Genomic DNA, 13,181 nt, shown 5'->3' with positions numbered 1-13,181 from the left:
AATTATTGTAGGGCAACCGGTACGGTAAACCGGGTTTGATCCCAACTAAAGGCAATTGTGGCACCGCCGTCTGAGGAGCTGATAGCAATGGTAAAGGTTTCCACTTCCGAAGGAGTTGCTTGGACCGGGGCATCAACCTTCACCACATCCAATTCCGAATCCGGCTCTACCGCACCAAAGAAAACATCGGTTTCGCTGTTTAAAATCACTTCAAATGCATCCTCTCCGGGAATGGCATACATGCGGTAGGTTCCTGCCTTTACAGGTTCGCCACCAAAGGTTACATCCTGGCTGAAGGTGATTTCCGTAGCGGCATTCGCACCCAACCTCCAATAAAGTCCATAAGGCTGCAATGCACCATCACTTTCCTCCCCAAATATCAGCCGGCCTTTTTTGGACGGTTGGCTATACTCCACAGTGATTTCCAACCCGTCCTGGCTGTAGGAAGTAGTAGCCGGGGGACTTACCGGTGTGGCGAAAAACAAGCCATAAACCACCCAGATAATAAATATCAATACGATTATTCCAGCTCCAATTAAAATATTCTTTTTCATAATGAGGATTTTTAGATATTGAAGTTACGAAATAAATGGTAAACCTGAACTACAAAAAAAATTCTTACTAACAGAATCAAACTGAAATAATCAAGGAACAGGTTATTGATCGTTTATTAAATAAAATTGATACGCACATTTTTTTTATAGGAAATTTGGAAAGGAAGACTTGTTGATGAGTGAAAGAGAAATATAACCCAATTTCGAAGACTTGAAAAAAAGAAACCGGAACAAGCCAGGGAACTCAACCCAACTTTCCAGCAGAATCGTACCCCGGAAATATGGTCCAGCCTGTGTAAATCTCCCTTTATACAGCTTCACTGGTTTCATCACCATTGTATGTACAAGGATAGGCGTGTAAAGCTTTTTTAGCATCTATCAGTCAGGCAATGAAAACGCCATTACCGATCCGGCCGTGTTGTCGGAATTTCCTCCTACAGAAAGTACGATGTACTGCCTGCCATCCACCTGAAAGCTACTGGGATTGGCATTGGCAAAACCCGGTAAGTCAATTTCCCAAAGTTTTTCACCTGTATCCTTGTCAAAAGCCCTAAATTTGTTATCCCTCGTCCCGGCTATAAACACCAGTCCGCCAGCGGTAACTGTGGGTCCGGCGGAACCCGCTTCACCTGTCTCTTGCTCACCAAACTGGAGTTCAATATTATTGCCCAAACGGACGCTCCAGGCATACTCCCCGGTATTCAAATCGATGGCATGAAGCATGCCCCAGGGCGGTTTGATACCCGGTCGGCCCTTTGAATCCCTGAAATATCCATAGGCGGTAAGGTTCAGGTATCGCGGAAGGCTATCTATGGATTGGGTTTCACGGGATGCATCCTGGTTGTTGTTAATTTCGTTCAGGAAAGATGTTTCCCTTCGGGAACGTTCTTTGATTTCGTTCTCAAAAAGGTAAGCCAGAATAGCTTCTTCTTTTATTTTGTCAGAAATGACGCTGGAGAAGTTGGGCATTTTACCTCCTCCCTGCTTTATCTTGGTAAGCACATCTTCCCGGCTCATACGTCCCTTTAACCCTACCAGGGAAGGATTTCCCTGTTCGTCTCCATTTCGATCCCTGCCATGACAGCTCACGCAATAGGTAGTATAGATCGATTCTCCCTGTTTGTAAACGGAAAGGTTGGTGATGGCCTTTTCAGGCGCTACTTTTTTCAGGCGCATGATTTCAGGTGAATCATTTGACCTGACATACAGCAGGCCGGTCGAGGCATCAAAGGCCGCACCGCCCCAACTTGAGCCCCCCCGGGAACCGGGAAACTGCAATGTTCCACCTACGGATGGAGGAGTAAAAAGTCCTTCATAACGAAGCGAACGGAAAACCTGGATAAGAGAATCCCTTGAGGATGGTGTATAATCAGCGATGTCAGTTTCGTCCAAATATTGCCGGGCATAGGGAGCTGGTTTCAGCGGGAATGGCTGGGTGGGCCAGGCTTCCTCTCCGGGAACATCTGAGGATGGTACCGGCCTTTCTTCTATGGGGAATAAGGATTCCCCGGTTTCTCTGTCCAATACATAGAGAAATCCCACTTTGGACGTTTGGGCAACCGCATCGATTTTACGGCCATTTTGTTTCACCGTTACCAGATTTGGAGGAGCCGGTAAATCGTAGTCCCAAAGGTCGTGGTGTACTGTTTGGAAATGCCAGATATAGGCCCCGGTTCTGGCATTCACCGCTACTACCGAGTTGCCAAACAGGTTCATGCCTTTGCGGTCTGCGCCATAATAATCGTAGGCAGGAGATCCCGTAGCAAAAAAGACCATCCCACGGGAGGCATCCAGGCTTAATCCTCCCCAGTTATTGGCACCTCCGGCATACTTCCAGGCATCCGCAGGCCATGTTTCATGCCCTACTTCACCGGGCTGTGGGATGGTGTGAAAAGTCCATACCAACTCCCCCGTACGCACGTTAAAGGCCCTTACATGGCCAGGCTCTGCACCATAGAGCTCCGAAACCTCCGTGCCCAGTATCAACAAATCTTCGAAAATAATTCCCGGTGAAGTGGGTATCACCGAGATTTTATCCGGGTCGCCCCGCATGCCCTGGTTTAAATCTACCTTACCTTCCTTGCCAAATGAAGGGATGGGAACCCCGGTGCTCGCATCAATGGCAAAAAGTTTATCGCCGCCGGTGAAAAGTATGCGTTTGTCCGGACCGTCCTCCCAATACGTTACACCTCGCTTGATTCCGCCTCCGCGTTCCCCGTCAAAAGGGTCAAAACTCCACTTTAATAGGCCGGTGACCGCATCGACTGCGAATAACCTTCCTCGGGCAGAGGTGGTGAATAAGACATCTTCAATGATGATCGGATTGCTTTCACTGTTTTGCGGCCTGCCATCAGCAATGGTGTCATTTGGTTCGAAAACCCATTCCAGGGTAAGTTTAGAGACATTTTCTTTGTTGATCTGATCAAGGGGGGAGTAGCTGCTACTTTCCCCGTCGGCTTTATAGATGCCCCAATTGGAATAGGTACCGCGATTTTGCGTACAGGCTCCACTTCCTAATAGAAGGAGCGTACCGAGAATCACCCCCAAGGTTACCGGATATTTTTGATTTTTGGCCTTAGTTAAAATGGCAGTTTTCATTTTTCAGCTCGCTAGCATTGAATACCTGTAAATTTATAAAGTTTTGGCTAACTAAAACGTGAATGTTTACTTTACCACCTTCTCCCTGATTTTGCTGACCTCACTCGGGCTGATGGGACTGGCTTTGTTTCCCCATCTGTTTCGGATATAGGAGCTTATGGAAGCTACTGCATGATCATCCAGGATATTGGCATGCGGAGGCATGTACCCGTTGTAGGTTTTTCCCCTTACCGTAATCTCGCCCTGTATGCCGTTTAGGATGGAGGCAACGAGGGGCTCAATCTCCCCAAGCACGCGATCGGATTGGGCGAGGGGTGGAAATCGGTTATTGTCCCCTTCGCCGTTGCGCTGATGACAGGTAGCGCAGTAAGTATTGTAAAGAATTCCTCCTTCAAGAAGCGAGCCCTTATCCAGATTATCAACACCCTCTACCGGTGTTTTGATATAGGTTTTGTGGGCGGTTAGCCGCTTCATTTCCTCCAATTGCTTTTCGCCAAATTCCTTTTTGCTTCCCTTGTACATTACCCGCCAGATTTTCCCTTTGTTCGAATCGGATATATACAGGGAGCCATCGGGGCCTTCAGCCAGGCCCATGGGACGGTAAAGGGCATCACCGGTATTTTCTACCGTATCTACTCCGGCAAATCCATCTGCAAAGACTTCCCAGTCGCCAGGTACACCGTCGATCAGGGGAACAAAGCAGACGATGTATCCGGCTTGCGGGTAGGGAGATCGATCCGTGGATCCATGAAAGGCGACGAACACGCCTTTCTTGTACCTTTCTGGAAATTGGCTTCCCTGGTAAAAAAGCAATTCCATGGGAGCCCAGTGACCGGGAAACCCGATCACAGGCTTGTCAAATTCCGCTGCCCTGCCAACGATCTTACCGTCACCGCCATATGCCGGGGACAAAACGTTTTTCCCCTGCAACTGGTCGTAATACGCATAAGGCCAGCCAAAATCAGCACCCTCCGTCACTTTCACCAATGTTTCCGAGGGCAGGACAGCTGCCTGCCAGGAGGAGTATAGCTTTGGATAGAGGGTGTGAAAATTGTCTATGCCGTTGACTACTGCATAGAGCTGGTCATCCAGCGGGCTCCAGGTCATGCCGACAATGCTCCGAAGACCTGTGGCGAATTTGGTTCCGTCAGTTTGAACCTGACCCTCTTTGTTGGCGTCAAACTTCCAGATGCCGGCATTCATCTCCCGTTCCGGACTGGGATCCAGCCCCTTTCCTTCAGGGATTCCGGTTGGACCATAGATTTCGATATCCTGACCCGCATCAGAAGGCGATCCAAATGGGATGTACATATTGCCTTGCCCGTCAAAAGCAGCAGGCTTCGTGGTGTGCCAGTTTCTGGCTACATTCGGGTTCGTATCCGTGAGAATGACTTCTGTTCTGCTGCCGGGTACTAATTCCCCGGAACTTAGTTTATTCCTCAATACCTGCCTTACCGTACTGGTATAAAGGTATCCATTGTGGATGGTAACCCCCACGGCAGACCCACCTACATCCTCATAGTCACCAAAGCGGACGAGAGAGTCGATTTTTCCATCCCCATTGAGATCCCGCATGCCAATGGTGCCACCCTGCTTGTCTCTTGAAAAGCGGAGTTTGGCATAAATGTCTCCATTTTCGTTGACCGCAATATGTCGGGTCGGGCCGGCACTATCAATGACCACCAGTGCTTCAAATCCACCCGGAAGGATCAATCCACCATTATCCGCATCACTGGCCGGCAATTCGCTTTGCTTTTTTTCGCAGGAAACGCTGAAAAGCATTGCCATAATGAGGCTGTAAATCCAAAACAGTTGGTTGGAGCCAAAATTCAAATAAACTAATTTGGTTAATCTGCGAATGCGGGGCATCATTTTTTGTGTATTTAAAGGGATATCAGCATTTTGAACAGGTAATTTAACTTTATTCGGTCTATTTATGCTATTGGTCTTACCATTTTATTCCGGATGATATATGTTATTCTCAAAAAATCCCCCTGGCCCTCCGCCGCGGCAGAAAGATTTTCTGAAATGGGAAGTTGAAGCTGATCTGGTGTCATTGAAACGGGTTGACCACATGCAAAAGTCGGAAGGTCCCTGCCAATGCTGAAAATTCAGAATCCCCCTTAGTAAGGGGGATTCTGATTTTTCATTTTGTCAAATTCAATGCAGCATTCGTCAATAAGAAGAAAATTTCGGTAATTTGGATATCAGTTTACCTCAGCTAGCAAGTAAAAAGCCAGTAGTTTATTTTCCAAACCACACAACATCTCAATAACTATAAAACCCTATACAAACCATGCCCACAATAGCCTCCCAAATTCTTCAATATTCCCGGGCAAAAGCCATTAAAAGCACCGAACAGGTACAAACCCTATGGAGTGGGTATGGCTCTATTAAACGCTATACTTTAGAAGGAGGGGAGTATCCGTCGGTAATTGTCAAGCATATAGTACTACCTGAGTCCGGCAAACACCCGCGAGGCTGGAATACCGATTTGTCCCACCAACGCAAAATCAAATCCTACGCCGTGGAAAGCTACTGGTACAAGCATTATGCCCGGTTAACAGGCCCGGATTGTAAAGTGCCTCAGTTGTTGCATGAAGAAACGAAAGGAAGCATGCGCTTGCTGATTATGGAAGACCTCAATGCCTTAGGTTTTCCTGTCCGATTGGTACCTGAGACCGTATCACTGGCAGCTGCCAAAAACTGCCTGACCTGGCTGGCCCGTTTCCATGCGAAATTTATGCAGGTACCGCCCATAGGCCTCTGGGAAATGGGAACGTATTGGCATTTAGCAACGCGGCCTGATGAGTTGGCGAAAATGAATCATATTCCGCTGCAGCAGGCAGCTTCGGCTATCGATCAGCGGCTCAATGAGGCTACCTTTCAGACCCTGGTGCATGGCGATGCCAAGCTGGCCAATTTCTGTTTCGGCCTGGAAGATCAGGTGGCAGCAGTGGATTTTCAATATGTCGGAAAAGGCTGTGGCATCAAGGATGTCGCCTACTTTATCAGTAGTTGCTTTTCCGAAGAAGCCTGCGAAGCGTATGCCGGGGAACTGCTAGATCACTATTTTAATGCACTTGAACTGGCGATTGATAAACATGATGATTTTCAATTGATTAAAGAAGAATGGATGGAGCTTTACAAATTCGCCTGGGCCGATTTGTACCGCTTCCTGGATGGCTGGAGCACCGGTCACTGGAAGATGCACGACTATAGCGAGCGACTTACACAGTCCGTATTGGAAGAACTAAATTACGTTTAAATGCTGAATAAAAGTACCCTTTCCACACTCTGCCAAAGCGCCATTAAAGCAAGTATTGAAGCCGGGCAACTGATTCAATCGCAAGTGGATCAACCCTATCAACAACATGAAAAGGAGGGGGGCTATTCATTGGCATCCCAAGTAGTAACCGAAGTCGATTTTAAGGCACAGGAAATTATTTTAAAGCATTTGAGGCCAGGGATTGCCCAATACGATCTGGGCTTACTGACGGAAGAAGCAGCCGATGACCAATCCCGCTTATACAAGGACTATTTCTGGTGCATTGACCCATTAGACGGTACCTTGCCCTTTACAGAGCAGCGTGCGGGATATGCCGTTTCCATTGCGCTTATTTCTCAATCCGGAGATTCGGTGATCGGCGTCGTTTATATACCGGATGAGGACCTTTGTTACAGCGCCATTAAAGGAGAAGGTGTAGTACTGAACGATCAGCCTTTTCAATTAGGAAATTCCAGTGATGATCACATTTTCCATATCTATATGGATAGCAGCATGGAGTCGGCCGACTATTTTAACGCCTTAAAAGACCGAATAAAGCAATGGGCCGAAGCCCAAAATTATGGTGACGTGGTCTACCACCTTGGTTTTGGCGCAGTCCGGAACGCCTTGGGTGTGTTGTCAAACAAGCATGCCTGCTACATTAAATTCCCCCGGCGGCAAAAGGGAGGGGGTAGTATCTGGGATTTTGCCGCCACCCGCCTGATTTTTGAAGAACTGGACTTACCGGTATCTAATAGCAAGGGTGAAAAACTACACCTCAATGCGCCGGAAACCACCTTTATGCACCGGCAAGGGGTGGTGTATGCGACAAGGGAAAGTATTAGTGAGATGGTTTTGCGGTTAGAATTTTAACTTGAATTTCCGTATGCCTTTTTGGAGGCATTTGGTAACAAATAAACTATGAGTAATCGTCTAAGACTGGTAACAAGGACAAAGTGTTTCTACCTCCCGAGCCCAATTAACCACCCCCCGAGCCCCCTCCTAAAACAGGAGGGGGAGTTAGTTGTTTTAAAATAGTGGTATTCTTTAAGCCACGGTGGTAGGTGAGGTGAAAAGAGATTATAAAAGAACCGTCCAAAATGGCAAAATGGGAATATAGAAAATAAATCGGAATATTAGTATCTTGGGAATAGGTGATTTTCGCACTTCTCAGGATAAAATAGCCTCTCTCTCGCCCCCTCCTGTTTTAGGAGGGGGAATAAGGGGGTGGTGGAAACAAGGAGGGGAGGATTAATAAAATTTAATAAAGAAAATTCAATTCTTTTTTCAGCCATGGCACGACTCAACAATAAAAAATCACTAAAAGAAACCCGAAAAGACCTGCGTAACAATTCCACGAAAGAGGAACAGCTACTTTGGCTACAATTAAAAGGAAGGCGTCTAAAGGGTAAGAAGTTTAGGAGGCAGCACAGCTACGGGGATTTTATCTTGGATTTTTACTGTCCGGAGGAGAAACTTGCCGTGGAGCTGGACGGGTCACCACATTATACGCAAGAAGGACATCAATCAGATTTGGAAAGGGATTCCGCCCTTACATTATGTGGTATCCGGGTGTTGCGCTTTGAGAATAGGGAGGTGAGGGAAGATATCTTAGGGGTGTTAAGGGTGATAGGGGAGTATTTGGGAACGATAAAATCGCCCGTTGGTCAAAAGGATGATGAACCGCCAGACGGTAGTGTTTCTACCTCCCGAGCCCCGTCAACCACCCCCCAACCCCCCTCCTAAAACAGTAGGGGGGTTAGAGTAGGTGGAAAAATGGAGGGGAGTCAGAATAATATAAAACAAGAAGACACAACCTTATAATAACCCAACCATGACATTCCACGAATTGATCCGAAGGCAACGCTGGCTAAGCATTGAAACAGAACTAAATCGGCTTTATCCAGATCAAGAAGAGCAGATCGATGCATATAGAGAGGTGTTCAACCAGCTATTGGAAATGAAACCTGATCCTTCCAGCGATATTGTCATCCGGCTGACTGAAATCAGGGAAGAAGATGAAAATTATGTGGATGTAGATGGGTACCACGCTGATGGAAGAGTGGATCCGTTATCTGGAAACGATGGCTTGGCCCGTGAATTTACTCCCTGGGACATTTGGCTTGGCATGAAGGTGGATGAGCGTGCATTTAAGGAGTTTACGGAATTGGAAATCATTGCCTACTGCCTGTATGAAATGACATTTTTCTCTTTTGACCAGGAGGAAATAGCAGAGCAACTTGAAGACCTGAACAAGACTATGGAGGAATTTAAGAATATGACCCCTGAGGAGAAAAGAAGAAACACCAAATCAATGGATGACTTTTTGAGTGGGTTAGGCGAGGGGGAAGATGAGTGAATTCGCCTCACTCAATTAAAGAAGTTACTCAAATCTCTTTTTCAACCAATACCGAAAAATTAAGAATTGAAATATAGATTCGAAATATGAAAAAAACGATTTTATTCGGCTTAGCCCTCTTTCTTTTGCGAGGACTGGTGCTTGCCCAAACGGGGCTTTCTCTCCCGCCGGATCTACAAGGAAAAATTCCCTGGGATTTGGAGACTTTATCAGCCGCTCCCGACTTTCATTGGGTAAACCAGGAAGACGCTGTCTGGTCGCTGGTCTATACCGGTGAAGAATATGAAGGTAAAGTAACGGAAGTTTTTGCTTACTACGCCAGTCCGGCTACATTGGGTGAAAAAAATCCAAGAACTGGGGAGTTTCCCGGCATCGTGTTGGTTCATGGTGGGGGAGGAACAGCCTTTCGAATTTGGGCGCAGGAATGGGCCGAAAGAGGATACGCCGCCATTGCCATGGACCTGAGTGGAAACCAGCCTTTGCCCGAAGACCAGCAGGACAAGCCCTGGGGCTCAAAAAGCACCCGGCTAGCTGCTGGAGGCCCCTTGCAGGACGACGAGCACAAGTTTTTTCGATTGGATGAAGAATTTACCGCCCAATGGCAATTTCATTCGGTATCGAATATAATCCGGGCGCACTCCCTGATCCGCAGCTTTCCGGAGGTGGATCCGGATAAGACAGCCATAACGGGTATCAGTTGGGGCGGTTATCTGACCAACCTGGTAGCCGGAGTGGATCATCGATTCAGCGCCGCCGTGCCGGTATATGGAGCGGGCTTTCTCCATGAAGGAAGTGCCTGGGACAGCCATTTTGATTCACTTGGAATTGAGGGAACAAAAAATTGGGTTGAACTTTGGGATCCTTCCAGTTATGTGGGCCATGCAAGGGTTCCCATGCTGTTTATCAACGGCACCAATGATTTTGCCTATTTCGTTGAAAACTGGCAGAAAACGGCTAATCTGGCCGGGAATGCCCAGTATTCCATGATACCGGAACTGAAACATAGCCATTTGCACGGAGCAGAACCCGGGGAGATTTACCGCTATATCAGTACCCATCTCGAAAATAAAGCCGAATTTATTAGTTCAATTAAATTAAGCCAAAAGGGGAGTCAGGCCAGGTATTCGATTACTCCTGCGCCGAAAGAAGTTTACCTGGCATACACTGCTGATGACAACCGTAATCCGGAAAGGGAGTGGAAATTGAAACCACTTGATATAGCCAAAGGTAAAGTCACAATTCCCTCAGATGCCAGGCTTTGGTATATCTATTGGATGGATAGATGGGGGAATAGAAGGAGTGGGGAAGTGTTAGGTAATTGATTTTAAACAAACAACAGATTTTACAATTTCATTTTTCAGGAGAAATTACTTGTTTTTCTGCCCATTCCAATCCATTTGGTAATTCCATGGTATTGAATTCAAGTTGAAAAGCGTGTTGATGCTTGTAAAAAAAAATAAATAATTTGTTTTATTCTTTCAAATGACTTATATTAGAAAGTCAAATGAAAAAAAACAAGAAATATAAAGACCTTAATTCTGAAGATCATTCCCATATCAGTGATTATGAAAAGCCTTATGGCATTTCTGATACTTTTTTGGTCAAAAAGGGAGACCAGCAAGTCAGTTATGAGGTCAAGAACGGTTATGGTTATTTTTTAAATGGTTTTAAATGTGCAAAGAGTTTGGCTGAGGTGGCTAGAAAGCTGGAAGATAAACTGACTTATGCTGAGATTACCCCGATAATTGATTTTTTGGATCTTAAAATGGTTGATTTGGCCAAAGCTGCAACTGTTTCTCAAAGCACTGTTTCCAGGTGGTCTGCTGACAGTAAAATCGGTATACCGGGTTCCTACCAGTTTTTTAAAATGGACGAAGTGATCAAAAAGGGGATGGAGATTTTTGGTCGGGAATCCAGCTTAAAATCCTGGCTGAATACGCCAAATATGGCTTTGGGTCAGGTCAAACCTGCGGACCTAATGGTATCCATGACGGGTATAGACCTGGCGCATGAGGCCATAGATGCCCTTCACTTCGGAAATGTCATGTAGGCATGTTGACTTATTACCGCATGATGTCAGAAAAATACCACCGGGAGCCTTTTAGTAGTTCATTATCAGGGGGGAGGTGGAATCCCAAGGCTTATCCTATGATTTACACCGGTAGTTCGGCGGCTTTGGCGGCTTTAGAATACCTTTGTATAAAAGGTACTTCGTCTGCGCTTGAAACATGGTATGTGGTTATTTATGAAATTCTTGATAGTGAACTGATTGGTACGCTTGAAAAGCAAAGCCTTCCACAGAACTGGGACATGTTGCCCCATAACAAAGCAACACAAGATTTTGGCAAACTGTGGCTGATAGAAAATAGTTTTCCATTTTTAAAGGTTCCATCAGCCCGGTTGCACCTATCTTTTTACCCGGAAGAACATAACCTATTGGTCAATCCCAGATTCCCGGGTATCCAGGATTTGCTCAAGGTGGTGGATGTTAGAAAGTTTGATTATAAATTGGGAAACTAGTGGATGGAATTTGGATCAATCACTAATATAATAGTAGAATATTTAAACGATACCCTGAGATTTTTTTTACAAATGAATTGATTTTATGATAATTATCCGATAGAGCTCAACGTACAATTCATGAATTTATCAATAAAATTGCCGTGATTTGCTTTAACATATATGCCACCAAAATCGGATTCACTCAGGATTTGAAATTAAGAATTGAACAACATAATGACGGACTCGTTCAATCAACGAAATCAAGACGGCCACTTCAATTAATCTACTACGAAGCTTGTATCGAAAATTGGGATGCGATAAAGCGGGAAAAATATTTGAAGACACACTATGGCCGTCTTTTTTTTCACAAACGCCTCAAAACCTGGTTTGAGAGCAATGTTGTTTAACTCTTATTCCATCGGGTGTTATATAATTTATATTATGTTAAATACTGATAATTCCGCCCCATCAATTAATAATGAAACCTGCACTGAATAATCGTTCATTTCTGGTCCCTCCCTTTTGTTCCTGACACCACATAAACCAATAGGTGTTCTTTATTGATACGCCTGGACCAATATCTTCTATAATTACCTTGTTCATCAAGGTTTAAAAGGAACTGCTTTCTCGCCTTTATGCTGTTGGATTGATTCTTCCAGACGTTCCCTATTCGCCTTGGTTGACATCAGGTGAAGCGTTTCGTTAATCGAGTTGTACTCCTCCTCCGATATCATTACCACTGCATGCTGACCACTTTTTCTGGGAACGATAATCGTCCCTGAATCCTTGGATACGTAGTCAAGATGCCTTTTCATGGACTTACGCAATTCGGTCATTGTTATGGTTTTCATCAGACAAAATTTTATTGATGGAATTTAATCAATGAGTCTATTGAAATTCGAATTGTTTTATTTTCGGGGGATTCTCATTAAACTGCTTTTCAGCTTTCCTCAGATCATGTGAAAGCTGCATCCTTAACCAAAAGTCTGCATTTCCTCCAAAGACTTTGGCTAGCCTAAGGGACATATTTGGAGTGATTGATGCCTTTTCATTTACAATGTTTGATAATGTAGGTCGCGTAACCCCAAGCAGCTCAGCCGCCTTTCCAATCGTCAGTCGATTGGCACGAATCACTTCTTCCTTTAAAACCTCCCCAGGGTGTGTATTGTGTTCTATTCCACGTTTCATATGCAATTTAATTTAGTGTGTATCAATATAGGTTAGATCATAAGCCTTACCATCCTCAAATCTGAACAGTATCCGATAGTTCCCGGTAATGTCCAGACTCCAATATCCTTGAAGATCTCCTTTTAACGGGTGTGGTCTCAATCCTCTGAATGGCGACAGGTCCTGAGGTACATCACTTAAATTATCTATAATATCCAGTACCCTACGGATCTTATTAACCTGAATGGCGGGCAAAGACTTACTGTTGCCTGTTTCCCAAAACAGCTTTATACCCTTATGTTTAAATGTCTTGATCATTTATTTTGTATAATGTAAATATAGACTTTACAAATTTGAATAAAATCTTTTATTGAGAAAAAAGACTTTCCGAAAATGTGGAAATGGGCCGGGATTTATCGGTTCAAATGGTATAACAAACTCATGTTTGGTTCATAACCCCCTCGCACCGTCTGTAGTGGTCGTAGTCCATTTTGCGTCCTTTCCTTGTCTAGCCCTTATTTATTATTTTCTTTCCGGTAAAGGAACCCCTCTCAAAAATTGCTTTCGAACGAATACCTACTTATGTCGTAGTATTTGTAATAAAAAGTCTGCACCAGCTGTGTCATCTCCCCCATCCTATTGCGGTTTTTAACTAACAGGCACGTTGATTAAGTAGCAACCGATTTCCAGTACTAAATGGATAAAAACGAAGAAATATCTGCTATAATCATTC

The 13,181-nt window shown here is 45.0% G+C and carries 14 protein-coding genes; 8 read left to right on the top strand and 6 right to left on the bottom strand.

Going from position 1 to position 13,181, the window contains the following annotated elements; genetic code table 11:
- Positions 1-2: 2 nt before the first annotated feature.
- The 3 genes from G9Q97_RS18485 to G9Q97_RS18475 form a co-directional block, all read right to left on the bottom strand.
- On the bottom strand, positions 3-554 hold the full coding sequence (locus G9Q97_RS18485; protein ID WP_166149525.1) for a DUF2911 domain-containing protein: 552 nt from the start codon (positions 552-554) through the stop codon (positions 3-5).
- 378 nt (positions 555-932) lie between these two features.
- Positions 933-3,152 (bottom strand): outer membrane protein assembly factor BamB family protein, encoded by a 2,220-nt coding sequence (locus G9Q97_RS18480; RefSeq protein WP_166149523.1) that lies wholly within the window; start codon positions 3,150-3,152, stop codon positions 933-935.
- A gap of 66 nt (positions 3,153-3,218) precedes the next feature.
- Positions 3,219-5,021: a c-type cytochrome gene (locus G9Q97_RS18475; RefSeq protein ID WP_166149641.1), complete on the bottom strand. Its 1,803-nt coding sequence runs from the start codon at positions 5,019-5,021 to the stop codon at positions 3,219-3,221.
- Positions 5,022-5,448: 427 nt separating this feature from the next.
- Here G9Q97_RS18475 and G9Q97_RS18470 point away from each other — a divergent pair, with 427 nt between their 5' ends.
- From G9Q97_RS18470 to G9Q97_RS18435, 8 genes are all read left to right on the top strand, one after another.
- Positions 5,449-6,420, top strand: a complete 972-nt coding sequence (locus tag G9Q97_RS18470; protein WP_166149521.1) for a phosphotransferase — start codon at positions 5,449-5,451, stop codon at positions 6,418-6,420.
- Positions 6,421-7,293 (top strand): 3'(2'),5'-bisphosphate nucleotidase CysQ family protein, encoded by an 873-nt coding sequence (locus tag G9Q97_RS18465; protein ID WP_166149519.1) that lies wholly within the window; start codon positions 6,421-6,423, stop codon positions 7,291-7,293. It begins immediately after the preceding gene.
- A 420-nt stretch (positions 7,294-7,713) separates the two neighbouring features.
- Positions 7,714-8,166 (top strand): endonuclease domain-containing protein, encoded by a 453-nt coding sequence (locus G9Q97_RS18460; RefSeq protein WP_166149517.1) that lies wholly within the window; start codon positions 7,714-7,716, stop codon positions 8,164-8,166.
- 88 nt (positions 8,167-8,254) lie between these two features.
- A complete protein-coding gene (locus G9Q97_RS18455) occupies positions 8,255-8,779 on the top strand; it encodes a DUF6557 family protein (protein ID WP_166149515.1) in 525 nt (174 codons plus the stop codon).
- An 86-nt stretch (positions 8,780-8,865) separates the two neighbouring features.
- Positions 8,866-10,101: an alpha/beta hydrolase family protein gene (locus G9Q97_RS18450; protein WP_166149513.1), complete on the top strand. Its 1,236-nt coding sequence runs from the start codon at positions 8,866-8,868 to the stop codon at positions 10,099-10,101.
- A gap of 182 nt (positions 10,102-10,283) precedes the next feature.
- Complete coding sequence (locus tag G9Q97_RS18445; RefSeq protein WP_166149511.1) at positions 10,284-10,829, top strand: antitoxin Xre/MbcA/ParS toxin-binding domain-containing protein; 546 nt, start codon at positions 10,284-10,286, stop codon at positions 10,827-10,829.
- A gap of 2 nt (positions 10,830-10,831) precedes the next feature.
- Positions 10,832-11,299: an RES family NAD+ phosphorylase gene (locus tag G9Q97_RS18440; protein ID WP_166149509.1), complete on the top strand. Its 468-nt coding sequence runs from the start codon at positions 10,832-10,834 to the stop codon at positions 11,297-11,299.
- A 143-nt stretch (positions 11,300-11,442) separates the two neighbouring features.
- Positions 11,443-11,688: a GIY-YIG nuclease family protein gene (locus G9Q97_RS18435; RefSeq protein WP_317168781.1), complete on the top strand. Its 246-nt coding sequence runs from the start codon at positions 11,443-11,445 to the stop codon at positions 11,686-11,688.
- Between the two features lie 195 nt (positions 11,689-11,883).
- On the opposite strand, the gene G9Q97_RS18425 is transcribed toward G9Q97_RS18435, so the two are convergent.
- From G9Q97_RS18425 to G9Q97_RS18415, 3 genes are read right to left on the bottom strand one after another with little or no spacing between them, the layout of a single operon-like run.
- Complete coding sequence (locus G9Q97_RS18425; RefSeq protein WP_166149507.1) at positions 11,884-12,132, bottom strand: type II toxin-antitoxin system Phd/YefM family antitoxin; 249 nt, start codon at positions 12,130-12,132, stop codon at positions 11,884-11,886.
- Positions 12,133-12,169: 37 nt separating this feature from the next.
- The gene (locus tag G9Q97_RS18420) at positions 12,170-12,469 is read right to left on the bottom strand and encodes a HigA family addiction module antitoxin (RefSeq protein WP_166149505.1); all 300 of its coding nucleotides are present in this window, start codon (positions 12,467-12,469) and stop codon (positions 12,170-12,172) included.
- A gap of 12 nt (positions 12,470-12,481) precedes the next feature.
- Entirely contained in the window at positions 12,482-12,766 is a 285-nt protein-coding gene (locus G9Q97_RS18415) for a type II toxin-antitoxin system RelE/ParE family toxin (protein ID WP_166149503.1), read from the bottom strand.
- Positions 12,767-13,181 lie beyond the last annotated feature (415 nt).

The organism is Cyclobacterium plantarum (genome assembly GCF_011290685.1).
Taxonomy (GTDB): domain Bacteria; phylum Bacteroidota; class Bacteroidia; order Cytophagales; family Cyclobacteriaceae; genus Cyclobacterium; species Cyclobacterium plantarum.
This window is presented reverse-complemented; position numbering and strand designations above follow the sequence as displayed.